A 25,123-nucleotide genomic window follows, 5' to 3' on the forward strand; every position below is an offset into this window, starting at 1 on the left:
AAGTATACATACTAATCTTAGAAATACCTTAGCGAAAACCGGATTATCTTTAACCATTTCGGGATAAAAAATAATCCGGTTTTTACCGTGTCATTCAGCAAACTATGTTGACTATAAAGAATCTTCGTTTATTTTCACTTCACTTGGCAGGATGCCAAAATAGCGTTTAAAGGCATCAGTAAGATGACTTTGATGGTTAAAACCCACAGCTGAAGCCACCTGTCCAATGCTCTTCTTTTCATCGAGAATCAATCTTCTAGCTTCTTCCATTCTTAAACGGGTAACATATCCGTAAATCGTGGTGCCATAATATTCTTTGAAGCCTTTTTTCAATTTAAATTCATTTAAGGCTACTTGTTTGGCCAACTCAATTATGGTTGGGGGATAACTATATCCAGCATCCAGAATATCCCTGGCCTGCTCTATTTTTTTAAGGTCATCCTGTTTAATCAGGTATTTATCCACTTCAATGCCAGACTGCATTTGTTCCAATTGCAGCATCAGCAATTCCAGGATTTTTGATTCCGTATGTAAACGCTTCAATTCCCCTGTACGTTTACATTCGCAAATGTCATTGATCACTCTTTTCATTTCTGTAGTAACAGAAAGATCTTTTGCAGCAAATGAAGTATACTTTCCTTTTAAAATTTCACGCACAAAGTCTGTATGTAGCAAAGAATGCTGATCAATCAAATGAAAATAATAAGCTTTTGACAAAACGAGCAGAAAGTACTTATACTCTACATCGGGTATCATCTGATACTTTCCCTTGATCGAGGGAATGTAACGGATATTGTGACGGCTGCCCTCTCTACGTGTCTGCTTATTATCTTTTTTTTCTGGATTCGAATTGGTTCCGTAGAAAATGAATTGTGAAGTGATTGTCTCTCCTTCTATTTCAGACAAAACTTTCACGTTAGTATTGAATTGCATGGTGGAATGCACGAGGAAGAGTCCACCGGCACTGAGCTGATAATTGACCAACTTCTGTGCAGACAAACTTTTGATGTTTACGTTTTTCTCTGAAAGCGGAGTATTAGGTGAATAGCGTTCCGGAATTTCTTCAATGAACAGCCATTCATCAGAGCCCTCAATTTTGGATTTGATTTTCATTGGAGCATATTTTTAGGGATAATCCATCTCCCTGAATGGAAATTCAGGGAAGACAGATTAAATGATAGCGTTTATTTGGTGACCGGGTCTTTTTAAGCAACACTAACTTCGCCAAATACTTCTCCGAAGTTCGAGAAAGTAGCATTAGCTGCTTCAATGGCCAGAGCTTCTTCTTCAAGGCTATGAGCCTGAGTATTTAATATCGCTACAAATTTAGCCCACATTTGGCCAGTAGCCTCTCCATATCCTGAAAAGAAGGATACACCTTTGGTGATTCCAAACTTTTCCAGCATTTTCACGATAATTGGTCCACCCATAATTGAGCCTTCCATCACGTACAAGGCACCAAGTGCCTGTAATGTATTGTTGATTTCAGGTGCCTGCGCAGCTGGAAGATCATTTACGTCACCACCAAGTTCCTGAATATCTTGTTTTAGATACTGTGAATTGCGGCGTTCTGCATGGTCAGGTAATAATTCTGCTGTGATATATGGAGCGATTGCTTGCTCAACCTGGTTAAAATAAGTATAAAAATGCTTTAGGAAATCTGCGTAATCCGCATCACTGCGAATAGCTTTCATTTTTTGTACTACTTTTTTTTCCAGGTTTAAGTGTGCTTCTCTAGTCGCTTCTTTAATTGAGTTGCTTAACATGTGTTTATAATTTAAGGTGTCAAATTGAGTTATTTTATTTGGAATTTTGTACTTCCTTTAGGCACTACTACGTATTCAAACGTAAAAAATGGCATTGGTGTATTTAAGAACATTTTATCAGCTGTAAATGCATCTTTATAAAGGCTGATCATTTTTACTTTTGCATAGTCACCTTTTGCGGTACGGATCACTAATGTGCGTTTTTCAGGAATGCCGTACGCTACATGTTTTTTGAGCGCGCTGCCATCACCTTTGATTAGTCCCGTCTCATCATATAAAAGCCATCCGGTATCAGTTGCACGTCCGCCTTCTTTATCTAGCCCGAAGACATTTTTACCAGTTTTAAACTCCGTATCTGCAGGTACATCGATTACCTGATCAAAAGGTTTTTCAACGATTGCAATGCCACCTACAGCGGCACTTTCTACGCCGTAATTGGCTACATCGGCCCCATTATTACCGCTGATGAAACAGGTTAGTGTTCCGCCAAATGCCATATCCCAGTCGGTCGTTTTTACTTGTGCGGCTGCTACTTCTTTTTTGGTATTAAAACTAAAGTAAAACGCAGGTGCTTTTTCAACGCCTGATGTAAAATTCTCTACACGTTCCAGTTTATAATAAAAACCTGATGGTTCTTCAACACTCTCTTTATCTTTTTCACAAGAAGAGAGCATTCCTAAAGTGAGTACCAGTAAGCCGCTGATTTTAAATGTTTTTGATATTAAATTGTTCATGATATTTATTGTGTTAAATTTTGAATGCATCGAATTACTCTATTCTTCTACTTGTGTTATTTTAATCTTTAATCCTTGGTACTTAAATTCCGGCTGCCATCCTGCTGTACGTAATACCTGAATGTTAAATAAGGGGTGGGCCAGTTCAGATCGGTAACTGTAGCAGGTGCACCTTTATACATGCTGATCAGTTGTAGTTTTGCATATTTACCCTCGGCTGTCCTTAAAACATAGGTTCTGTTTTTTACGGGAACAGCGATATGGGTATTGAGTTCGTAAAAGTACCAGCCAACACCATTTCCAGGATCCCATCCTACAGCTGTTACCCCATTCTTTACGAACTCATCATCTAAAGGCGCTGTTTTTATAGCATCATAAGCTTGGTTTACAACCACCATCGCAGCTTTTCCTGAGCCGCCAAAGCCGTAGCTCTGATCACTATTGCCGTTATTTACAGATACATAGGAATTGTATTCTTTGGCAAATGCGATATCCCAATCTGAGCTGAGCAGCTTACTTTTATCAACCTTAGTATTCGTATTAAAACTGAAGTAAAAAATCTCAAATGGCTTTGCGCTGCCCACTGTATTTCCAACATCCCCAGGCAAGTCTTTTACGATGGTACTTTTGCCATCTTCAAGATCGGGCTTGATTTCATCCTTGGTACAGGCAACAAAGCTGATGAAAACTGCTAGCATGAACATTCCATGTATTAATTTATTCTTTTTCATATCGTTTTTATTAATGCTTAATCTTTAAAATCGCCAGCTTAGTCCAGCAATTATCGCCCTGCCCTGTTGCGCAGGCATCAACTGATCCCGGTAATTCATCAGGTTATCAGCAGTTAGCTGAAATTGTAAATGTTTGTTGTAAAATGTTTTCTGTAAAGCCAAGTTTAGTAGAAAGTAACTGCGGACATAGGTATCATATGGGTCTAAAAATTTATTGGCTTTATTGTCCTCTGAAAAGCCATATTTACTACGATAGTTAATCCTGAAAGTTCCGGTGAGTCCCGATTTCTCATGTTGATAGCTAAATTTAACATTAGCCATATGACGCGAGCGGTTATTGAGACCGAAATAATCTTTAAGTGTAGATGGTCTTATATTATTTATATCTGTATCATAAACAAATCCATACAAACCGGTTCCGTTTTTAATGGAATCCACCACTCCCTTATCGACTGCATAAAGTAACTGATAACCTGCTGATATAGTAAATGCTTTTGTTGCCGACCAGCTCAAGCCAATCTCAGCACCGCTTGTGTAAGCCTTGGCAATATTCATATATGAAAACACCTGCTGATTATTGGTTTTTACAGCTACCTGTTCCGAATTGATAAAATCCTTCATCTCATTGTAAAAGATGTTGACATCCAGCTTTAACCTTGTTATGGGACTATAATTAAATCCCGCGCTATAGGACACTGATCTTTCAGGCCTGAGCTTACCTATGTTTTGAGCGCTGGGAAATACACTCATGATTTGTCCGGCGTCCTGCAAAGTCTTAATCTCACGCCAGAACTCCTCTGAGCCTAATACGGTATAACCTGTTTGCAGATTTGTAAATACCAGGTATAGTTGTTGGAAATTGGGGGTTTTAAAACCCGTTGCTACAGCAGCTTTAACCGTAAAATTATCCAGTAACTGGTACTGTAAACCCAGACTTGGATTTATTTTCCCGCCGTACATATCATGGTAGTCATACCTACCTCCCCCTGTCACCAACAAATCGGCTAACGGATGCCAGCTCACCTGGCCATAAACAAAATAGTTGGCCATATTTTTCGACCCTCGATATGCTGTATTTTGCAACAATTCATAAGCGCCTCCAGCACCTGCAGTGAGCTCGATGGCATCAGACAGCCGCTTAAGGCCCTGCAATTCGCCACGATGAACATATTGCTCAAAGCTATTGCCAGGCATCAGCACACCACTGCTCAGATCAGTAATGTCATGGGCTGTTTTATACCTGGCCAAGTGGTATTGACTTTTCAGTTTTAATCCATTATTGAAATGATTATTTAAAGAGACAGAAACATTTAAATCCTGTTCATCCAGCACATCCTTTGTCGGCTGAACACCATAAGAAATGTTGTTCTCCGAATGTCTGGTTACATATCGTCCGTTAAAATTAAAGGTACTATTTTCAGTTAATAAATACCGGCCCCTTCCCTGAAATGCAAAACTATTAAATGGCGGCGCAGTTTTCCCTTCGTTTAAGTACGGATTAGCGTTGAAACCATCTGTGCGGTAATAATTTCCAGATAGGTAAACAGAACCATTTTTACCTGCAAAAGGTGTTTCCCCTTCTAATGTGGCATCAATCATATTGAAACTGCCATAACGCAATGCCGCCATCGCTTGTGGATGATTGATATTTTTACGAGTCACGATATTAATGACCCCCGCAAGGGCCTCGCTACCAAAAAGGCATGACGATGCACCTTTGATGATTTCGATGCGCTCGATGTTGGATACAGTAATGCGCGAAAGATCAAAATTGCCATTATTACGTCCAACCATCGACTGCCCGTCTACCATAATCATCGTATAACCATTGTCAAAACCCTGCATCTGCAAACCTACAGCTCTGCTACCTGAACCTATATCATTAACTATAGCCAATCCGGTTTGTTCTTTCAACACTTCGTCCAGCCTCCTGCTCCCCATCATTTCAATTTCCTGCCGCGTGATCACCTTACTTGGCATCACCGTTCGGGTCATATCAATAAAATTATCCGGATTACCATGAACACCTTTCACATTCACCTCATTTAAGCCTTCATTACCAGCAATCAGATGGATGGAAATCGATTTAATTTTACCCATTTCCACTTCGACCTGCGTTGTATATATATCAAAACCAATTGCTTTGATACCCAGGCTATAAGTACCTTGAAACAAGCCAGCGATTTCAAATCTCCCTTTCGCGTCGGTGATCGCCCATCTATTATCTGGCTGTAAAGTGACTGTAATTCCTGAAACTGGTTTCCCCACTGCATCTACTACTGTACCAATTAATATGCCCCTAGGAACATCTGCAAATACAGCAGCAGCAAATGGCACAAATACCATAACCAGACAATATTTTAAAATGCTAATCAGTTTATACATTTATACAGCAACTATTTTTAATGAGTCTAAATAAGACTACAAATATGCTTACATTTGTCAATAATCATGCAACGTGAAACGGATTATTTTTAACCATTTCGGGATTATGTTAACGGAATTGGGATATTTTTATATAGAAAACGGGGATAGGATCAAGGTATAAAACCTAAGAAAAACCAAAACAAATAACTCATAAACAATTAGATAACATTAACAAAACAAATAAAACAGCCTGAAAAAATAAATGAAATTCAAAGAATACCTATACCGACAATATTCAATAAATTATTTGGAATGATTTTAATTAAAGCTTCCTTTGTAATAGAAACAATGCAAAAAACCTTTCAAAAAATGATGAAATTAAGTTATATTTTATGTGCAGCGATATTTCTTTGCTGCATTTCAACACATGCACAACAAAGAATAATATCCTTAGGAGGCGCCATTACTGAAACTGTAGATGCGCTGGGCTATGGCAGCAAAATTGTAGCTGTCGACGTGACCAGTACTTACCCTGCATATATTACGAATCTGCCAAAGATCAGCCAGAATCGTACCGTATCCACCGAAGGAATCATCTCTTTTAGTCCGGATTTAGTACTTGCACCGGAGGGCTCAATATCTAAAGCGATAGCATCCCAGTTAAAGTCGGCAGGTATCCGACTATTGGTCATCAAACAAGAATTTTCCAAAGCTGGCGCAGTTGTTTTCATCAGACAAATTGCCGCTGCATTGAACGACGTGGCCAAAGGCGAAGGACTTGCTAAACAAACAGAGGTGTTTGTAAACCATGCTTTAAATAAGGTTAAACAAAATTCAAAATCACCGAAGGTTCTTTTCATTTATGCCCGGGGAGCCGGTGTGATGATGGTAGCGGGGAAAGACACGAATATTGACGCTATCATTAAACTTGCAGGCGGCAAGAATGCAGCGCAAGGTTTTTCAAAATTCAAGCCTTACACTACAGAAGCCCTGGTAAATGCCAATCCAGATATCATCCTGATGTTTGATTTTGGCTATAAAAGCTTAGGCGGTGCAGGCAGTATTTTAAAAATGCCAGGCGTAGCACTGACCAATGCCGGAAGAAACAAAAGGATAGTGGAAATGGATGGGGAATTGCTGGTTAATTTCTCTACACGTTTGGCCCAGGCAATCACGCAATTGAATGATAAATGGTAAGTAAAAGATTCTTGCTGTACTTTATTTTAATCATCTCCTTATGTGTTGTCTCCGCATGCTCTATGGCACTCGGTGCAGTAAATATTCCTGTGAAAGATGTGGTACTGATCATGGCTAAAAAATTAGGTTTATTTCAAAATGCAATCGTATCCCCTCAATATGAAGGGGTATTAAACATCGTACGCCTACCCCGGGTAGCTCTCGGTATACTTGTTGGTGCTGCGCTGGGCATCTCCGGAACTGCTATACAAGGCATATTCAGAAATCCTCTTGCAGAATCAGGCCTGATTGGAATTTCAGCAGGAGCCTCTTTAATGGCTGTGATCATTATTGTACTTGAAGTATCGCTTTTCTCCGGGTTAAGTAATCTCCTTGGCTATTACCTACTTGCTTTTGGTGCATTTGCCGGTGCGGGAATTGCTGCCATGTTAGTCTATCAGATTTCCAGAACAGATGGAAAATCCAATGTGGCCACCATGTTGCTTGCAGGAATAGCTATCAATGCTCTGGCTGGCGCCTTAACTGGGTTAATCACTTACATTGCGGATGATCAGCAGTTGCGCAACATCACCTTTTGGATGCTCGGTAGCCTGGCCGGAGCGTCCTGGGAAACAGTATGGTCTATCTTGCCTTTCATCCTCATTCCGGTGCTACTTCTACCCCGAATGGGTAAAGCACTAAATGCCTTCTCTCTTGGAGAGGCTCAGGCAAGTCAATTGGGTTTAAAAGTAAATGTAGTGAAGAGAAATGTGGTTATACTGGCTACTATGGCTGTAGGCACATCAGTGGCTGTTTCCGGCATCATTAGCTTCGTCGGTCTACTGGTTCCGCATACCATTCGCATGGTCATTGGCGTAGACAATAAACATGTATTACCAGCATCAGCACTGTTCGGCGCATTGATGCTAACCATGGCTGACATAATTTGCCGAACCATCATAGCCCCCATCGAATTGCCCATTGGTGTGATCACAGCCTTATTGGGTACCCCGCTGTTTCTTTATATCTTAATTAAGGACAAGAAAAAATTGGTACTATAACCTATAAACTATGCTGATTGCTGATAAGCTGACTTATGAAATTGCCAAAAGAGCCCTGGTAAAGGACATTTCTTTTTGCATCCGCCCTGGAGAATTGGTGGCCATTTTAGGATCCAATGGCGCTGGTAAATCTACACTGTTACGCATTTTAAGCGGCGAGAAAAAAGCCGATAAAGGCAGCTTAAAACTTCATGGACGAGAAATTACAGATTATACATTGATTGACCTGGCTTTAAAACGAGGTGTACTCAACCAGCAGAATGTCGTCAATATGGCTTTTACAGTTTTAGAAATTGTGACCATGGGACGGTATCCACATTATAAAAATAACCCTAGCCAAAACGACACAGACATTGTGAAACAGGTTATGGAACTAACTGGTATCACTACATTTGCAGAACGCTCCTACCTGACTTTGTCGGGTGGTGAACAACAACGAGTCCAACTGGCCAGGGTACTTGCCCAAATCTGGGACGTATCAGCTGCGCTGTTGCTCATGGACGAACCTGTCGCCAGTCTGGATTTGCAGTATCAGCAACAAACTCTGGCCATTGCAAAAACGCTAAGCAAACGCGGCTTTATGGTTATAACGGTATTACACGATATTAATCTGGCCGCTCAATATGCTGATCGAATTTTAATGCTAAAAAATGGCCGAAAATGGTATGATGGTACCGCGGCTGAAGTACTAACACCTAAAAATATCTATGAAGTTTTTGAAATTAATTCAGATGTATACACCAATCCATATACACTGCAACACTTTTTTATTCCAAGAAACGTTTCAATAAATATAAAATTTGAAAAATCAGCCGCAAACCCAATATCTTTGTAATATGACCAGCAAATCAAGCTCCGAAAAAAAAGCAGCATTGCTTAAATGGCTCAAGAGAGTCGGTGTTTGGGGATTTCTATTTTTCCTTGCAAAAGGATTGGTTTGGTTGGCAATCGGTTATTGGGCACTAAAATAACATCCGTTTTTTTTCTATAGTTTTTAGTGGTAGAGTGCGGACATGCATGAAAATAAAAAAATCAGGTTGTTATACAACCTGATTTTTCTGTTATAATAAGCTTTCAGCTTTAGTCAATACCTGTTCAAGACCTTGTTTGTTCTTGCCACCAGCAGTTGCATAAAATGGCTGCCCACCGCCGCCACCTTGAATTTCTTTGGCCAGTTCTCGAACAATGTTAGAAGCATTCAACCCCTTATCCTTAACCAGGTTTTCAGACAACATCACAGTGATTCCTGGTTTATCGTCAATCAATGTAGTGAATACAAGGAAAAGATCATCCACGAGATCTTTCACAGCAAAAGCCAGATTTTTCACGGCATCTGCATTTGGAAGATCTACATGAGTTGCAATTAGGTTAACACCATTAATAATTTTCAGGTGATGCACAATTTCATGTTTTAAATTGGCCGCTTGCTCGCCAACTGCCTTTTCCGCATCTTTCTTAAGCTTATTATTTTCTTCTACCAACGCGGAAACGGCAGCAGTCAAATCTTTATTGCCTTTTAATAAGGCGCGCAATTCATTCAATTCCCGGTTTTGCTGTAAGACAAAAGCTTCGGCCTTATCGGCAGTAATGGCTTCGATACGTCTTACTCCTGCCGCGACGGCACTTTCAGAGATGATTTTAAAATAGCCAATCTGACCCGTAGCCTGCACGTGAGTACCACCACAAAGCTCTTTAGAGTAATGGTCATCAAAAGTAATAACTCTTACAAAATCACCATATTTCTCTCCAAATAAAGCGGTTACTCCACTGGAAATCGCCTGATCGTAAGGTATATCGCGTTGCTCTTTTAGGGGAATATTTTCCCTGATTTTTTGATTCACCAGGTGTTCAATCTGGGCCAGATCGTCTTCACTGATCTTTGCAAAATGCGAAAAGTCAAAACGCAGGTAATCCGGATTCACCAGAGACCCTTTCTGATTTACGTGGGAGCCCAGTACTTTCTTGAGTGCGGCATGCAACAAATGTGTGGCCGTATGGTTATCCTGTGACAATAAACGTTTCTTCTCATCTATTACCGCCCAGAACAATCCGTCAAGATCTTCCGGTAAAGTATCGGTATAATGAACAATTACGCCATTTTCTTTCTTCGTATCGGTCACCTCTACAAAAAATAAGCGACTATGATCTTCCAAACGACCAGTATCACCTACCTGACCACCACTTTCGGCATAAAAAGGAGTCTTGCTCAATACAATTTGGTATTGCTCTTTCCCCTTTGCACTGACCTTACGGTATTTGATGATTTGTGTTTCAGTTTCATAATCGTCGTAGCCCACAAAATCTGTGGCCAGATCGGCATTAACCATTACCCAATCACCAGTGTCAACAGCTGTAGCTGCGCGGGAACGTTCCTTCTGCTTAAGCAAGGCCTTTTCATACTCGGACATATCTACAGTCCAACGCTTCTCTCTGGCCATCAATTCTGTTAAATCTATAGGAAAACCATAGGTATCCTGGAGTTCAAAAGCGAAATCACCAGAGATTACCATCTGGTCTTTCAAAATGCTGTAAACCCAGTTATCTTCAAAAGATTTTTCTGGCTCTATGGCATTTTCTGACATTAAGAAATCGGCCTGCTTTTTGGTATAATTATCAAAACGTTGGATACCCGTAGCTAAAGTTTTCAGGAAAGAAACTTCCTCCTCCAATACCACTTTCTGAACAAAATCCTGTTGCAAAGACAATTCGTCAAATACTCCTTTAAATTGTACGGCCAATACCGGAACCAGTTCATTCAGAAATGGATCCTTTAAATTCAGGAAAGTATAAGCATAACGCACCGCACGACGTAAAATCCGGCGGATGACATAACCTGCTTTATTATTAGATGGCAATTGACCATCAGCGATTACGAATGAAATTGCGCGGATATGATCAGCCATTACCCGCATGGCAATATCCGTTTTCTCGTCTGCACCGTATTCAACTCCGGCTTTAGCAGCAATGAACTGAATCAGAGGTTGAAAAACATCAGTATCATAATTAGAAGATTTTTCCTGCAATACCCTTACTAAACGTTCAAAACCCATACCTGTATCTACATGCTGTGCTGGTAAGGGCTGTAAGGAACCATCTTTCAAACGGTTAAACTGCATGAATACATTGTTCCAGATCTCAATCACCTGGGGATGATCGGCATTAACCAATGTCTTACCTTCTACAGCAGCGCGCTCATCGTCCGGGCGACAATCCACATGGATTTCAGAACATGGACCGCAAGGACCTGTATCTCCCATTTCCCAGAAATTATCTTTTTTATTGCCTAATATGATACGTGCTTCAGGAACATACTGTTTCCACAGTTCGTAAGCTTCTGAATCTCTTGGCAAACCTTCCTTCTCGTCACCTTCAAAAATAGAAACATAAAGTTTGTCCTTCGGTATTTTATAAACCTCAGTCAGCAATTCCCAGCTCCAGGCAATGGCTTCCTTTTTAAAATAGTCGCCGAAACTCCAGTTGCCAAGCATCTCAAACATGGTATGGTGATAAGTATCAATACCCACTTCTTCTAAATCATTGTGTTTACCCGATACGCGCAGGCAACGTTGCGTATCCGTAACCCTTGGGTATTTGATTGGCGCTTCACCTAAAAACAAATCTTTAAATTGGTTCATCCCTGCGTTGGTAAACATCAGGGTCGGATCATTCTTAACTACAATAGGTGCAGATGGAACAATATGGTGCTGTTTCGATTCGAAAAATTTTAAGTATGCCTGTCTGATTTCCTTAGCTGTCATCCTTCTCTTGGTTTATTTTGAGCAAAATTAGCATATTCCTCCATTATTTCTATAAGATCGCTTTACATAAATTACGTTGGATTTGGCCGCACCAGGAATATTTTTTTCATTCTCTTCATGGATACTTGCAGAACTTTACCTAAGTTTGAATACTTTAAATAAAAGCCATAAAACACTAACAATCAACACCAATCATGCCTTATAAAGAACGGGAAATTAACAAAATGTATTACACCATGGGGGAAGTGACGGAAATGTTCGGTGTTAACGCATCGCAAATCCGTTTTTACGAAAAGGAATTTGATGTCTTACAGCCTAAGAAAAACAAAAAAGGGAACCGTCTATTTACTCCTGAAGATATTGAAAATTTAAAGATCATTTTTCATCTGGTAGACGATAAAGGTTTTACCTTGAAAGGTGCTAAAGATCATTTAAAAAACAACAACAGCGAGGTTAAAGAAAATCAAAAAATTATTGATTCCCTGGAAAAACTCAAAGACTTTTTATTAAAACTTAACGAAGAGATTTAGCATTAAAAAACAGATGATCTAGCTTTCTAAACCAAAATCTTTCATTATCGATCTCTTATGCAGTGAAAGTTTTTTTTCAAAAAAACAGCAAAAGTTGTTTAATCTGATAAATATTCCGGTGATTGGTCCAATTTGACCCATCACTATGAAAGTATTATTTGTATTTTTCTTCCTATTGACCAATATCTCCAGCCTGGCACAGGAAGAAGAAAAAATCAAGGAAATTGTAGAAAATCTTGCGGAGCGCAATGTAGAAGAAGAAGACCTCTCTGAACTTAGCGAAAATCTGTCCTATTACAAAAAACATCCCATTGATTTAAATAAGGCTACAGCTAGCACCCTAAAAGTATTGGTGTTTCTCTCTTCCTTACAAATATCAAGTCTGTTAAACTACCTAAAAAACAACGGCCAGTTACTTGATGTGCTGGAATTACAGGCTATTCCAGGATTTGATGCGGAAACCGTTAACCGAATCTTACCTTTTGTAAAAGTTGATGATGCTCATATCGCTTTAAGCCAATTGCACTTAAAAAACCTGACAAACGCAGGTCACAACAACTTGATAGTGAGATACGCAAGATTCTTTGAGCAACAAAAGGGTTTTAGAGATTTACCCGGGAGTAGATATCTCGGAACCGCCGACAAATTCCTGGTTAAATACCGTTACACTTTGGATGAAGCAGTTTCTGCGGCCGTTTTACTAAAAAAAGATGCTGGAGAATATTGGTTGAAAGGAACAAGCGGAGCCGATTTTCTATCTGCCCATCTTGCCTTATTTAAAATCGGACGCCTAAAAAAATTGGTACTCGGCGACTACAGTTTGCAGTTTGGGCAGGGTTTAAGTTTATGGTCTGGCTTTGGTTTTGGTAAAGGCGCCGATGTAACTAGTGTGGCTGCAAAAGATTTAGGGATTAAACCTTATACCTCGACCAATGAGTCTTCCTATTTCAGAGGGTTAGCTACCACATTAAGCATAGCTAAAAACCTTGATTTGAGCACCTTCATTTCCTACAGAAAAATAGATGCAAGTCTAAAACGTATGGCAGACAGTAGTTATACACTCTCCAACATTCAAACCAGCGGCTTACATCGAACAAAAACGGAACTCCAGAATAAGAGCAGCGTTGGACAAATGGTTTATGGCAGCATTTTACAATATCTAAGTAATAACCTTAATTTTGGTCTGGTAGCTTACCACTCCAAATATCAACATCAATTTATCACGGGAACAGCCTTATACAACAAATACAGTTTTACCGGAAAAACACTCAACAATTTGGGCCTTCATTACAATTACACCTATAAAAACGTGTATTTCTATGGCGAAGTGGCGCGTAGTATACAAAGCGGCTGGGCAATGATACAAGGAGCAATGGCCAATTTAACACCAAAATTAGCTGCAGTACTGCTGGCGAGGAATTATGATCGTAATTACCACTCCTTTTTTAGCAAGGCTGTAGGCGAAGCTACTGAAACTGCAAATGAGCGCGGCATTTACCTGGGACTAAACTTTAATCCGTGTAAAGCTTGGACTTTTTCGACATATGCTGATTACTTCCGCTTTCCCTGGCTAAAATACCGCATCGATTCTGCATCTGAAGGCTATGATTTGTTGGGTCAGTTAACCTATATGCCCAATAAGATCTTTAAATTCGTACTGAGATTTAAAAGGGAACTGAAACAGCAGAATCCGGAAGCCGGCGACGAAACGCCAGGACTACAAAACGTATTGAAACAAAACTATCGGCTGGAGTTTAATTGGAGATTAGACAAAAAGTACAACTTTCAGCAAAGAACAGAAATAGTTCGATACCAGAAAGGTATAAAAAACAACGAGTATGGCTTTTTAATTTATCAGGATTTTGGTTACAGTCCGATGTCGGCCACTTTTTCTGGAAACATACGACTTGCTTATTTTAACACTTCATCATACAACAGTAGGATTTATGCTTATGAAGACGATGTGTTATATGCTGCAGGTTCAGGAAATTATTCCGGAAAAGGAATTCGTAGTTTTCTCAACATCAGGTATAAGGCCATGCGCAAAATGGATATATGGGCAAGATACGCCCTATTCATTTATAGTGACGCTGAAAAAATCGGATCTGGCTTGGATGAAATTGAAGGCAACAAAAAAACAGAGCTCAAATTACAAATCCGATACCAGTTTTAATGAAGGCTCAACGAGACATTCAGCTGGCCGAAATTGCATTTGTGAGGATTTTAATTCCTTTTATACTGGGCATCCTGATTGGCGAACAAATGAACACTTCGAGGTTAACCTCATGGATATTATTCAGTACAATTATTTCTTTAACGCTATTGACACTAGTAAACATCCTTTATTTGAAAATCAAAGCGTATAAATTTAAAGCTGCAATTGGATTGGCGATCGGTTTGACCATTGCCTTAATCGGAACATTACGTTATCATTCAAATAAATTTAGATTTCATATTGATAATCAAAAATATAAGTATAAAAAATATATAAAAATAACAGTAACAGACGAACCCATATTCAGAAAAAAAGTATGGCGATTCCGGGCAGCTGAAAACCAACTGATGGTATCCATTAAAGTTCAGGATTCAGCCAGCCTGAAAATTGAATATGGAGATCAGCTCGTTATCCCCATACAAAGCAAGGTTATAACTGGAGTATTAAATCCTGCTGAATTTGACTATAAAACCTGGCTGGCCAGACAACAGATTTATCATCAAACGTTTCTTCAGCAAGCACAAATCATCAAATTACATAAAAACCTTGGGAACAGGATTCAAGCTTATGCCTTTAAACTCCGAAGGGCACAGGTAGATTTTTATAGAAAGGTCATCAAAGACAAGGATTGTTTTTCCATAGCCGCTACACTTATTTTGGGCTACCGCGCTGAACTTGCACAGGATACCTTTGACGTATACGCAAAAACAGGCACTATCCACGTACTATCAGTTTCAGGGATGCACGTCGGTCTAATATACATCATCATAGACCAGATCATGTTTTACATGAAGGGAAAGCGATGGCTCAGCGTATTAAAAGCAAGTGTCATTATTACTTTGATTTGGTTCTATGCACTGGTGACCGGCTTCTCTCCTTCTGTATTGAGATCTGCGGTTATGCTCTCTGCATTCATCCTAACTAAATTGTTAAACCGGCACGGCAACAGTTACAACATCATATCTTTTGCTGCATTTTGTCTATTGGTTTATGATCCTTTTTTGATTTGGGACGCAGGTTTCCAGCTTTCCTTTCTAGCCGTGTTGGGGTTAATTTATCTTCAACCCATTATCAGGCAAAGCTATCAGGTTAAAAACAAATGGCTTGAAAAACTCTGGTCGGCCATAGCTATGTCTACTGCCGCCCAAATAGCTACCTACCCCTTGAGCATTTACTATTTTCACCAATTTCCGGTTTATTTTCTAATAAGCAATCTTTTTATCATCGTACCCTCCGCTTTATTAATGTATCTGGGTATATTCATGCTGGTATTTCGGATTGAAACCTTAGCTCCGGCCTTTGAATTGCTCGTGAAATTCATGAATACAGGCCTCGGTATGATTGCCAAGATACCCTTTGCCAACATTACCGGAATTTGGATCAACCCTACCCAGTTTTTTTTGTTAAGCATCGCTTTGTTCCTGCTCATTTACGCGTTACAGCACCAGCTTAAGCAATTATTACTTGTCTCACTGTTACTTTTTTTAATTTTCCAGTCCAGCTTGTCGTATCAGAAATATCAATCCAAACATCAAAAACTCATCATCTGTTTTGGTTTGCCAAAAAATTATGCGCTTGCCCTCATTTCAGGAACTAAAGCGATACTGATTACGGATCTGGATTCCGGACAAAGGGATTTCCTTATTCATGTTAAACCTGCCCTTGACCAATACAAAATCGTTGAGATAAAGTTTAAGGATGCAAATAAAACTGGCGTCCATCCCTCAATTTTAAAGAAAATTAAAGCATCTTTGATTCCTATTCATTGAAAATTCTATATGACTGAGCCTTTAGTTTTATATTCAGTTGCCGATCGCATAGCGACGATATCCATTAACCGTCCCGAAAAGCGAAATGCATTGAACCCAGAATTGGTAGCCTTGTTAACCAGTACATTCAACCAGGCAGCGTCAGATCCGGAAGTTAAAGTTGTGGTATTGAAAGCCATCGGTAATATTTTTAGTGCAGGTGCCGATCTGGCTTACCTGCAGCAGCTGCAACAAAACACTTACGAAGAAAACCTGGCAGACTCCGACAACTTAAGACATTTGTTTACAACAATTTACCACCTTCCAAAGGTAGTTATTGCCCAGGTTGAAGGGCATGCCATTGCAGGCGGTTGCGGACTGGTGACAGTCTGTGATATAACTTTTGCAGTTCCTGAAGCCAGTTTTGGCTATACAGAAGTTAAATTGGGTTTTGTACCCGCCATTGTATCCTGTTTTCTACTTCGAAAAACAAGTGAAACCATTGCTAAAAAGATCTTGTTAACAGGTAGCTTGTGTTCCGCGCAGGAGGCATTAGATTACGGACTAATCACTTACGTAACAAACAAAGATGAAATTGATCCTATTGTCAGGAATTTTGCGTTAAGTTTGTGCAATGAAGCGTCCTCAAACGCGTTAATGGTAACAAAACAACTCATTGGACAGACCACCAATCCGGATCTGGACAGGAGTTTGGCTGAAGCGGTAAAAATTAACGCTAAAGTAAGGGAGAGCGATGATTTCAAAAAAGGTATTGCTGCCTTTATCAGCAAAGAGAAAATTAACTGGTAAACTAATTATTCAATATATGTTTAAATCAATCAAAACGGCCGTTCTTGTTGCCATTTTAATTAGCACTGCAATCATTGCCAAAGCTCAAAAAGTCATTAACTCCGGTACAATTACCTACGGAATAGAGTATGTACTGACCGAAGATCAGAAAAAGCAAGTAGACCCTTCTGTCCTTCCATCAGAAAGCAAAGTGGAATTTAGTGGCGACATTTCGAAAGTACAGATCGACATGGGTGCTGCGATGCTTAAAGTATTGACCGATGGTGTAGCCAAAAAAGCCCTGGTATTGGTCGACATTCCAATGATGCAAAAACAATATGCAGCGCAAATGACGAAAGAAGACATTGAAAAACAAAGTGGTTCTTTTACTTTTACAGGTTTTAAAGCTACAGGCGAAAAGCAAACTATTGGTGGATATAATGCTGAAAAATATACCTACCAGGACAATAACGGCGCCAATTACGAATTATGGGTAACCAACGACATCAAGCTTCCAGCGGGCGTGCATCCCCCAGGTCTTTCAGCTATACAAGGAACACCAGTTAAATTTAGCAATGTACAGGACGGATTTAAAACCGTGTTGACGCTAAAAAATATCAAGGAAAGCAAAATTCCTCCATATTCTTTAGATGTACCTAAAGGTTATGAATTGAAAACAATGGCAGAATTGCGCGCCATGCGTGGTGGACAATAAAGTTCGGTATGATCAAAAGCTTGTTATTTTTTGTCAGATTCTATTTATTCTGGCTCATTTTCTTTTTCATTGACCGCATCCTGTTTTTGATGTTGTATAACCAAAAGCTGAGTGGAGTTCCCTTTAGTGAAATTTGCGCTACCTTTTATCATGCTTTAAAGCTTGATCTATCGATGACGGCCTACCTGACCGTCATTCCGCTTTTAAGCTACATTTTTTGGTTGTTAAACGGCCGTAAAAATATACAGCTCAAATGGCTACCGTATTATATTATGGTTCTGGTTGTACTTTGCAGCAGTTTCTCTGGAATCAATTTCAATACTTTCAGAGAATGGGGGATCAAAATCAATGCACAGGCTATCGGTTTTCTGATCACCTCACCTAAGGAGGCGATGGCATCAAGTGCATCTTCACCTGTTGCACTTTCGGTCTCTCTTATTGCCTTGCTCAGTGTAATTGGCTTTTTCCTGCAACATTTTATCGTTTCCAAAAAACTTACCTTTACCCCGGTTCCAATCTGGATCAGATCAATTGCCAGCCTGCTGCTTTGTGCCGTTACTTTTCTGCTGATCAGAGGTGGACTTGGAGGCTCGCCGATCAACCAAAGCATGGCTTATTTTTCAAAGGAACAGATTTTGAACCAGGCCGCAGTAAATACCGAATGGAATTTACTAGCGGGTGCCTTTGACACGAGGGCCACAAAAGGAAATCCTTATGTATATCTTGATGCAAAACTGGCCAGCCAAAATATAAAGGAGTTATATACCCCTGCCAAAGATAGTACGGTTCAAATTCTAAATACCAAACGCCCGAATGTGATATTGATCATCATTGAGAGTTTTACAGCTGATCTGACAAAAACACTGGGTAATGAGGATAGCATTACACCTCATTTTGACAGCCTGATTAACAAAGGTGTTTTATTTAGTCAGATCTATTCGTCGGGGAGCAGAACAGATAAGGGCATTGTAGCGAGTTTAGCAGCCTTTCCTACCCTTGCTGCGGGCAGCGTGGTTAAATGGCCCGAAAAAATGCAAAAGATTCCGGCCATTTCACAATCCTTCTTTAAAAACGGCTACCATACATCTTTTTTTTATGGAGGTGAATCAGAATTCGACAATTACAAAGCTTTTATCCTCAGCCACAATTATCAAAAACTCATAGACAAAAACAGCTTTAGTGGTAATGATTTAAAATCACGCTGGGGTAAATATGATGAAGTGGTATTTGCAAGGCAAATCAGCGATTTAAAACAAGAGCCTCAACCCTTCTTTTCAACGTTACTTACCCTGACCAATCACGAGCCCTACGACTTGCCCGGAAGGCATAAATTTGGCGAAGCCGACAATATTGCAAAATTCAAAAGTACTGCCTATTATACCGATTCCTGCATTAATGCTTATTTAAACAATGCAAAGAAAGAAATCTGGTATAAAAACACCTTGTTTGTTTTTGTTGCAGATCATGGCCATTTATTACCTAAAAATAAATACGACATTTCGGTTCCACAGCGCTATCATATCCCCTTACTGTTTTATGGAGATGTGATTAAGGACGAATATAAGGGACGTAAGTTTGATCACATTGGTAGTCAGACTGACATTGCTGCAACCTTATTAACTCAACTCAATATCCCTGCTAAAGAATTTATGTGGAGTAAAAACCTGTTAAATCCTTACACCAAACCTTTTGCTTTTTTTAGTTGGGACAATGGAATGGGCTTTATCGATAACAAACAATGTGTTACGTTTGACAATGTAGGAAAACAAATCCTGTACAACAGTAACGACGCCGATAAGACGCAGACAGAAAAAACCTTAGACCAGGCTAAAGCCTATCTGCAAACCGTATATCATCAATTTATAGAACTATAAAAAATGAATTTCAAACGCATCATTTTTAAACTCAGCTTCGCTGTATTGATTTTTGTTTATGGCACAGCCAATGCACAAAAACAAGAGCTCAGGTTTACCAAAGACGGTAATGCCTATTACCAGGTTATCGATGGCGAACTGGTAAGTATTTCTCTACCTCAAAACGAGCGCAAAACGATTGTAAGCCGAAACTTATTGTTTGCCGGAGGTAATGGGATCAATTACATTAAGGATTTCCAGGTATCGGCCGATGAAAGTAAAGTCCTGATCTTTACCAATAGTAAGAAAGTTTGGCGTTATGAAACCCGAGGCGATTACTATGTGGCAGATTTAAAAGCAAATACCCTGACTAAAGTGGGGAAAGACAAACCAGCATCTTCGCTGATGTTCGCCAAGTTTTCTCCGGACGGTAATCAAGTAGCTTATGTTAGCAAGCACAATCTATATGTAGATGACATACTGAACATGACATCTAAAGCTTTGACCACTGACGGTACTGACAGAATGATCAATGGTACTTTTGATTGGGTTTATGAAGAAGAATTTGACTGCAGAGATGGGTTTAGATGGAGCCCCGATGGAAAATCCATCGCCTATTGGCAAATTGATGCTTCTAAAATCAGAAACTTCCTGATGATAGACAATACAGATTCGATTTATGCTTATACCATTCCTGTAGAATATCCTAAAGTTGGCCAGGATCCTTCATCCTGTAAGGTAGGGGTTGTAAATATTACTACTGCGCAAACCAAATGGCTAGCTATTCCAGGCAGTCCGGTTCAAAACTACATTCCTAGGATGAACTGGATTCCAAATAGCAATGAGGTAATTCTGCAACAGCTAAACCGCGAGCAGAATGTAAGTAAATTATTTGTCGTGAACGCAGCAACAGCTTCGGCAAACAACATTTATACAGAAACAGATAAAGCCTGGATTGATGCAGGTGAAGAATGGGAATGGATTAACGGAGGAAAAGAATTCTTATGGTCCAGTGAAAAAGATGGCTGGCGACACCAATACCGCATCAGCAAAGATGGCAAGAAGCAAACCCTGATCACTAAAGGTGATTACGATGTGATTGAAAAATCACTGGTTGACGAGAAAAACAACTGGTTGTATTTCATTGCTTCACCTAACAATGCGACGCAAAGATATCTGTACAAAACCAAATTAAGTGGGGGTGCAAAACCAGAAATGGTTACTCCTTCTGTATTACCCGGTACACACAGTTACGAGATTTCGCCAAATGGTCTGTTTGCCCGCCATACCTATACCAATTCCAATATTAGGCCATTGACAGAATGGATGAAAATGACCAGCTTAAATCCATTTACAATGGAGGGTAGCATCACCAGTCAACTGGCAAGGATCAGACCAGGTAAGGCCCCGGTGGAGTTCTTCAAAGTAACTACGGAAGATGGCGTTGTAATGGACGGATGGATGCGTAAACCTGACAACTTCGATCAGACAAAAAAATATCCGGTAGTATTTTACGTGTATGGAGAGCCTGCTTCTCAAACGGTTACCGATACCTATGGTGCTGGTGTGAACTGGCTATATGCGGGTAATATGCCTAAAGATGGATATATCTATATATCTGTTGAAAACAGGGGTGCTCCTGCTCCTAAAGGTAGGGAATGGCGTAAAAGTATTTACAAAAGCATTGGTATACTGAACATCCGAGACCAGGCAATGGCAGCTAAGAAAATCCTTCAGTGGTCATTTGTAGATAAAGACCGTGTTGCCGTTTGGGGTTGGAGTGGCGGTGGTTCCTCTACCCTTAACCTGATGTTCCAATATCCGGAGATTTACAAAACAGGTATTGCCATTGCTGCTGTTGGCAACCAGTTAACCTATGACAACATTTATCAGGAGCGTTATATGGGCTCCCCATTGGTTACTAAAGAAGCTTACATCAAAGGCTCGCCGGTTACCTATGCAAAAAACCTACAGGGAAATTTATTATATATCCATGGCACTGGTGATGACAACGTACATTACCAAAATGCAGAAATGCTGATCAACGAGCTGATCAAGAACAGAAAGGTATTTCAAATGATGTCTTACCCAAACCGGACGCACAGCATCAATGAAGGCGAAGGAACTTCGGAACATCTGGCGCTGACTTATACCAAATTTTTACAACAATACTGTCCACCTGGAGGCAAATAGAAGAAAGCAAAAATATCCCCGGACTATGCAGATCCAGGGATATTTTTTTATAACCTAACTATTTAAAAATGTCAGCCAATTTTTTTTCCAATTGATCTCCCCGTAGATCTTTTGCAATGATCTTCCCATCTGCATCTACTAAAAAACTTGTTGGAATAGAACGGATCCCGTACTCAGCAGCCAAATCGCTTTTCCATCCTTTCAGATCTGATACATGAAGCCAACCCAACTGATCCGCGTCAATAGCCTTTAACCAATTGTCTTTTTTGTCATCCAGGGAAACACCTACAATTTCAAATCCTTTGCCATGATATTTTGCATAAGCTTTGACCAGCTTTGGATTTTCTTTTCTACACGGCCCGCACCAGCTTGCCCAGAAATCAACAAGCACCACTTTACCTTTAAGACTGGACAACTTAAACGACTGACCATTCCTGTCGGCCATGGTAAAATCTGGCTTTACACCAATCCCTGTTTTTGAAGCAATACGCAGTGCCTCGCCAAGTTCCTGACCATACAATGAATTCTTCCCTGCTGTACTTAGTGCAGCGTAGGTGCTTTTGGCTTTTTCGGGATTTGGATAATTGATAAAGCGATCGATGATGATAAATGGTGTAATGGGTGAAGAAGGATATTTCTTTACCAATACTTCTACAGAATCAATCAGGCGCTGGTCTAGCCTTTTAAATTCTGTGTCTACATAACTGCGATCGGCATCCTTTCCTGCTTTACCTACACTGTCCAGCATTTTATAAAGTACACTCGCGCGGCTCCTTATCGTTTCCCACCCCTTGAACCACTCTTTCCATACCGGAAGCATTTTCGCGCCTTTAACATCATCTTCCGTTAAATGATCTAAATTCCCTGTGATCTCAACTTGTTCGTTAACATCTATGGGTACGCTGAGATAAGTTGATTTTCCGAAGCGCAGATAATAAACCAGGGCTCCCGGAGTTTTCCCTTTAAACTCAAAGTGGCCATTTTTGGCCAGGACGGAGTCGGCAATAGTTAAACCTTTAGTTTTGGCACTAAGGTAAACCTTCTGATCAGCCAGCCCTTCAATATTACCAGTAACCTGATAGGTCCCGCTCGTTTGTGCATATGCCGTAGTCCCAAAAAAAACTGTGATCAATAGCGCTATCAATGCTGACTTACAGAAATGTAGTTTTAATTTTATTAAAATCATAAGATATAATAATTAGTAAACAATTAGAAATGGATTAATATTTATAAACGAGATCGACAATTTTACTAAAGCCAGAGACTACATTGGTATAAGAACCAATTGCTCCATTGGCATTGATGGCGAAATAATAAACTTTGCCGGCGCTTCCATTCCAGGTGGCAACTGCTAGTCTCGGTCCTTTTTTATCATAATATCCTTTAGTGTACTTAATCGCTGTGATGTTTTCGCCAATAGGAAAGGAATAAGTTTCTACAACGGCATTAGAACTTGTTTCATAACGTGAAAGAATATTTGCATTGCCATAATAGATATGTGGAGTGGTAGTAGATCCGGCAGCAGCACTATAATTTAAAATACCAGGAGCATTCATTAGGGTTTTCCCCAAAGTTATTGTAGGAGCTGTAGCACTGTTTTTTGTTTTATACCGGAGCAAATAAGCCTGGTTATCTACGCTTTTCATGATGGCGTTATAATCGTTAACGACATCAGCCGAGTCCTGAAACAGCATGGTCATGCCCACATCATTCATATCAAATACACTGCTTACACCAGAGGTGCTACCTGACGGAAAAACTTCCAGCGTTCCTGCTACAGGTGTCGGGTTGTATGCCTGAATCCGATAAAACCGTTTCGAAGTATTGTCATAAACTATGGCCGGATAGGTTTCTCCACCTACAACATAGGGCGCAAGTGAATAATTTTGATTTCCCTGTGGGTTTAGCGCGACATCACCCCATTTTTTAACTCCTGGAAATCCGCCGACCAGGTTGGAATGGAGCTTGCCATTGTTAATGGCAATACCAAGGGCGGCACTTCTTACTCCACTATAAGTATATTGACTTGTCCAGGTCATTACGGTAGGGTTTTGTATGGCAGGCGCGCTAAAAAATAGAAATCCGTAATCAAACTTCTTCACCATAGTTAGATAATTATATTCCTGGCTCCCATTGTCAGCTAAAATATACAGACGCTTACCCGTAGTAGAAATATCGTCAGTAACTGGAAACGGTGTGATTTCTAGCTTTCGTGGACCCGTTATTGCAGCCGTATTCCGATCTGTATAAATACCGTGCTCAGCAGTAAAGTCTGTAAACACAAATGACAGATCGCCTTTTCCTGCTTTATCTTCCAACACTAGCCATCCGGTACCATATTTATTCCCGATGAGCACACTGTAGTTTAAATAGGAAGTCACTCCTGTGGTTTTATCCTTTACACCAAGCCTAACGATATAAGGTTCTCCTAAAATAAAAGGATCTCCTTTTACCAAATATTTAAGTTCATAATCCTTTGAGATCTCGATCCTTGGAGCGGCTAGGCTTACCGCGCCATTGTTATTGTAAACAATCCAGGTAAATTCTAATTGGCTGATGTTACTGCTTAAACTTTGAGATAACGTTGGTTTTAATTTCAAGGAATCTCCTTGAAATACCACGAATTGTGATGCCGCTTTGGCATCCGTTATATCAATCTTATTGGTTGGCGCAAGGTCTTTATTGCTGTGATCCTTATAGCAACTGCCAAAGAAAAATAAAGACAGCATAAAGAAAACGCTGGATAAATTGTTATTTTTAAAATTCATGTGATGTATGATTAGCTAAAAAAATAATTAATTAAGGAAAAAACACCTGCTGTCCATTTTCATCGATCAACGGGCCATAGGTTTGATTGTATTCCAGCAAAGCATTTCTGGCTTTTTGCGAAAGGTACCTGGAGTCTTGAGGTAATGGCGACGAATTCCAGTCTGTTTTACCTGTTGCAGTAATTAAAAACTTGAATTTAACTTCAGAATAACTGCCAAAGTAAGACACCCAGGTGGTTTCCCAGTTGGACGGTTTTTTAAGTACATCTGTCAGTGTAAATTTATAATTCAGTCGCTTTGGAAAACCAGGCTTAAAGTCTTCATTTTCGGCTACCTGTAGTACAACAACCAATGAACTATCCTTTAATCCAGGCCTGCGATAAACATAAATCGGCACTTTGCTGCTAAATTCATTGGCTTTGATAACTGCAGTTCCAACTTTATAATGGTAACCTGCTTTGGCTGTAGTTGCAGCAGTTGGCACAAGTTTGATTTGCCTGTCTTTTGCCGACACAGATCCAATAATCCGGTAACTCACCACAATAGAATCCATCACAACAGCTGCAGGTCTTGTTGCAAAAGTGTAATCTGTACTATCCTGATATTCCACGTAAACCAGATTGGCCTCATCAAATAACAATTCTTTATTTTTTGTGCAGGATGCAAATGCCAAAATCAGCAAGAACAACAGCACAGTCTTTTTTACGATCTTTTCCATA

At 39.9% G+C, this 25,123-nt stretch carries 19 protein-coding genes; 10 read left to right on the forward strand and 9 right to left on the reverse strand.

Annotated elements, in window-relative coordinates:
* Window positions 1–111: 111 nt before the first annotated feature.
* The 5 genes from IM797_RS02535 to IM797_RS02555 all read right to left on the reverse strand — a co-directional run bounded on the left by IM797_RS02535 (window position 112) and on the right by IM797_RS02555 (window position 5,616).
* Window positions 112–1,113: a helix-turn-helix transcriptional regulator gene (locus tag IM797_RS02535; protein WP_194125513.1), complete on the reverse strand. Its 1,002-nt coding sequence runs from the start codon at window positions 1,111–1,113 to the stop codon at window positions 112–114.
* A gap of 92 nt (window positions 1,114–1,205) precedes the next feature.
* Window positions 1,206–1,766 (reverse strand): biliverdin-producing heme oxygenase, encoded by a 561-nt coding sequence (locus IM797_RS02540; protein ID WP_194125514.1) that lies wholly within the window; start codon window positions 1,764–1,766, stop codon window positions 1,206–1,208.
* Between the two features lie 29 nt (window positions 1,767–1,795).
* Window positions 1,796–2,500 (reverse strand): HmuY family protein, encoded by a 705-nt coding sequence (locus tag IM797_RS02545; RefSeq protein WP_194125515.1) that lies wholly within the window; start codon window positions 2,498–2,500, stop codon window positions 1,796–1,798.
* Between the two features lie 68 nt (window positions 2,501–2,568).
* Window positions 2,569–3,231, reverse strand: coding sequence for an HmuY family protein (locus IM797_RS02550; protein ID WP_194125516.1), 663 nt, complete (start codon window positions 3,229–3,231; stop codon window positions 2,569–2,571).
* 24 nt (window positions 3,232–3,255) lie between these two features.
* Window positions 3,256–5,616 carry a TonB-dependent receptor gene (locus IM797_RS02555; protein WP_194125517.1) on the reverse strand — a complete coding sequence of 787 codons (2,361 nt, stop codon included), beginning with the start codon at window positions 5,614–5,616 and terminating at the stop codon, window positions 3,256–3,258.
* A 351-nt stretch (window positions 5,617–5,967) separates the two neighbouring features.
* Between IM797_RS02555 and IM797_RS02560 the strand changes: the two genes are divergently transcribed.
* From IM797_RS02560 to IM797_RS02570, 3 genes are read left to right on the forward strand one after another with little or no spacing between them, the layout of a single operon-like run.
* Window positions 5,968–6,795, forward strand: coding sequence for a hemin ABC transporter substrate-binding protein (locus IM797_RS02560; protein ID WP_194125518.1), 828 nt, complete (start codon window positions 5,968–5,970; stop codon window positions 6,793–6,795).
* On the forward strand, window positions 6,789–7,835 hold the full coding sequence (locus IM797_RS02565) for an iron ABC transporter permease (RefSeq protein ID WP_194125519.1): 1,047 nt from the start codon (window positions 6,789–6,791) through the stop codon (window positions 7,833–7,835). Before IM797_RS02560 ends, IM797_RS02565 begins: the two co-directional genes overlap by 7 nt.
* 10 nt (window positions 7,836–7,845) lie before the next feature.
* Window positions 7,846–8,670, forward strand: a complete 825-nt coding sequence (locus IM797_RS02570; RefSeq protein WP_194125520.1) for a heme ABC transporter ATP-binding protein — start codon at window positions 7,846–7,848, stop codon at window positions 8,668–8,670.
* 226 nt (window positions 8,671–8,896) lie between these two features.
* Here the strand turns inward: IM797_RS02570 and alaS are convergent, their stop codons facing one another.
* Window positions 8,897–11,593, reverse strand: coding sequence for an alanine--tRNA ligase (alaS, locus tag IM797_RS02575; protein WP_194125521.1), 2,697 nt, complete (start codon window positions 11,591–11,593; stop codon window positions 8,897–8,899).
* Window positions 11,594–11,787: 194 nt separating this feature from the next.
* Between alaS and IM797_RS02580 the strand changes: the two genes are divergently transcribed.
* The 7 genes from IM797_RS02580 (at window position 11,788) to IM797_RS02610 (ending at window position 21,636) form a co-directional block, all read left to right on the forward strand.
* The gene (locus IM797_RS02580) at window positions 11,788–12,123 is read left to right on the forward strand and encodes a MerR family transcriptional regulator (RefSeq protein WP_194125522.1); all 336 of its coding nucleotides are present in this window, start codon (window positions 11,788–11,790) and stop codon (window positions 12,121–12,123) included.
* 145 nt (window positions 12,124–12,268) lie between these two features.
* Window positions 12,269–14,296 carry a helix-hairpin-helix domain-containing protein gene (locus IM797_RS02585; RefSeq protein ID WP_194125523.1) on the forward strand — a complete coding sequence of 676 codons (2,028 nt, stop codon included), beginning with the start codon at window positions 12,269–12,271 and terminating at the stop codon, window positions 14,294–14,296.
* Window positions 14,296–16,107: a ComEC/Rec2 family competence protein gene (locus IM797_RS02590; RefSeq protein WP_194125524.1), complete on the forward strand. Its 1,812-nt coding sequence runs from the start codon at window positions 14,296–14,298 to the stop codon at window positions 16,105–16,107. Before IM797_RS02585 ends, IM797_RS02590 begins: the two co-directional genes overlap by 1 nt.
* 9 nt (window positions 16,108–16,116) lie before the next feature.
* Window positions 16,117–16,896 carry an enoyl-CoA hydratase/isomerase family protein gene (locus tag IM797_RS02595; RefSeq protein ID WP_194125525.1) on the forward strand — a complete coding sequence of 260 codons (780 nt, stop codon included), beginning with the start codon at window positions 16,117–16,119 and terminating at the stop codon, window positions 16,894–16,896.
* A 16-nt stretch (window positions 16,897–16,912) separates the two neighbouring features.
* Window positions 16,913–17,590, forward strand: coding sequence for a DUF4412 domain-containing protein (locus IM797_RS02600; RefSeq protein ID WP_194125526.1), 678 nt, complete (start codon window positions 16,913–16,915; stop codon window positions 17,588–17,590).
* 8 nt (window positions 17,591–17,598) lie between these two features.
* A complete protein-coding gene (locus IM797_RS02605) occupies window positions 17,599–19,464 on the forward strand; it encodes an LTA synthase family protein (protein WP_194125527.1) in 1,866 nt (621 codons plus the stop codon).
* Between the two features lie 3 nt (window positions 19,465–19,467).
* Window positions 19,468–21,636 carry a S9 family peptidase gene (locus tag IM797_RS02610; protein WP_194125528.1) on the forward strand — a complete coding sequence of 723 codons (2,169 nt, stop codon included), beginning with the start codon at window positions 19,468–19,470 and terminating at the stop codon, window positions 21,634–21,636.
* 58 nt (window positions 21,637–21,694) lie between these two features.
* Here the strand turns inward: IM797_RS02610 and IM797_RS02615 are convergent, their stop codons facing one another.
* Genes IM797_RS02615 through IM797_RS02625 form a run of 3 tightly spaced genes read right to left on the reverse strand, consistent with a single transcriptional unit; the run spans window position 21,695 to window position 25,122 of the window.
* Window positions 21,695–22,822 carry a TlpA disulfide reductase family protein gene (locus IM797_RS02615; protein WP_194125529.1) on the reverse strand — a complete coding sequence of 376 codons (1,128 nt, stop codon included), beginning with the start codon at window positions 22,820–22,822 and terminating at the stop codon, window positions 21,695–21,697.
* Between the two features lie 34 nt (window positions 22,823–22,856).
* Window positions 22,857–24,404 (reverse strand): PKD-like family lipoprotein, encoded by a 1,548-nt coding sequence (locus tag IM797_RS02620; RefSeq protein WP_194125530.1) that lies wholly within the window; start codon window positions 24,402–24,404, stop codon window positions 22,857–22,859.
* Window positions 24,405–24,435: 31 nt separating this feature from the next.
* Window positions 24,436–25,122, reverse strand: a complete 687-nt coding sequence (locus tag IM797_RS02625) for a DUF4843 domain-containing protein (RefSeq protein ID WP_194125531.1) — start codon at window positions 25,120–25,122, stop codon at window positions 24,436–24,438.
* Window position 25,123 lies beyond the last annotated feature (1 nt).

The sequence above is a fragment of the Pedobacter sp. MC2016-24 genome (genome assembly GCF_015223055.1).
Classification (GTDB): domain Bacteria; phylum Bacteroidota; class Bacteroidia; order Sphingobacteriales; family Sphingobacteriaceae; genus Pedobacter.

Excerpts from the sequence above, each read along its gene's own strand:
- IM797_RS02535 (WP_194125513.1), bottom strand. The coding sequence starts at position 1,113 with ATGAAAATCAAATCCAAAATTGAGGGCTCTGATGAATGGCTGTTCATT.
- IM797_RS02540 (WP_194125514.1), bottom strand. The coding sequence starts at position 1,766 with ATGTTAAGCAACTCAATTAAAGAAGCGACTAGAGAAGCACACTTAAAC.
- IM797_RS02545 (WP_194125515.1), bottom strand. The coding sequence starts at position 2,500 with ATGAACAATTTAATATCAAAAACATTTAAAATCAGCGGCTTACTGGTA.
- IM797_RS02550 (WP_194125516.1), bottom strand. The coding sequence starts at position 3,231 with ATGAAAAAGAATAAATTAATACATGGAATGTTCATGCTAGCAGTTTTC.
- IM797_RS02555 (WP_194125517.1), bottom strand. The coding sequence starts at position 5,616 with ATGTATAAACTGATTAGCATTTTAAAATATTGTCTGGTTATGGTATTT.
- IM797_RS02560 (WP_194125518.1), top strand. The coding sequence starts at position 5,968 with ATGATGAAATTAAGTTATATTTTATGTGCAGCGATATTTCTTTGCTGC.
- IM797_RS02565 (WP_194125519.1), top strand. The coding sequence starts at position 6,789 with ATGGTAAGTAAAAGATTCTTGCTGTACTTTATTTTAATCATCTCCTTA.
- IM797_RS02570 (WP_194125520.1), top strand. The coding sequence starts at position 7,846 with ATGCTGATTGCTGATAAGCTGACTTATGAAATTGCCAAAAGAGCCCTG.
- alaS (WP_194125521.1), bottom strand. The coding sequence starts at position 11,593 with ATGACAGCTAAGGAAATCAGACAGGCATACTTAAAATTTTTCGAATCG.
- IM797_RS02580 (WP_194125522.1), top strand. The coding sequence starts at position 11,788 with ATGCCTTATAAAGAACGGGAAATTAACAAAATGTATTACACCATGGGG.
- IM797_RS02585 (WP_194125523.1), top strand. The coding sequence starts at position 12,269 with ATGAAAGTATTATTTGTATTTTTCTTCCTATTGACCAATATCTCCAGC.
- IM797_RS02590 (WP_194125524.1), top strand. The coding sequence starts at position 14,296 with ATGAAGGCTCAACGAGACATTCAGCTGGCCGAAATTGCATTTGTGAGG.
- IM797_RS02595 (WP_194125525.1), top strand. The coding sequence starts at position 16,117 with ATGACTGAGCCTTTAGTTTTATATTCAGTTGCCGATCGCATAGCGACG.
- IM797_RS02600 (WP_194125526.1), top strand. The coding sequence starts at position 16,913 with ATGTTTAAATCAATCAAAACGGCCGTTCTTGTTGCCATTTTAATTAGC.
- IM797_RS02605 (WP_194125527.1), top strand. The coding sequence starts at position 17,599 with ATGATCAAAAGCTTGTTATTTTTTGTCAGATTCTATTTATTCTGGCTC.
- IM797_RS02610 (WP_194125528.1), top strand. The coding sequence starts at position 19,468 with ATGAATTTCAAACGCATCATTTTTAAACTCAGCTTCGCTGTATTGATT.
- IM797_RS02615 (WP_194125529.1), bottom strand. The coding sequence starts at position 22,822 with ATGATTTTAATAAAATTAAAACTACATTTCTGTAAGTCAGCATTGATA.
- IM797_RS02620 (WP_194125530.1), bottom strand. The coding sequence starts at position 24,404 with ATGAATTTTAAAAATAACAATTTATCCAGCGTTTTCTTTATGCTGTCT.
- IM797_RS02625 (WP_194125531.1), bottom strand. The coding sequence starts at position 25,122 with ATGGAAAAGATCGTAAAAAAGACTGTGCTGTTGTTCTTGCTGATTTTG.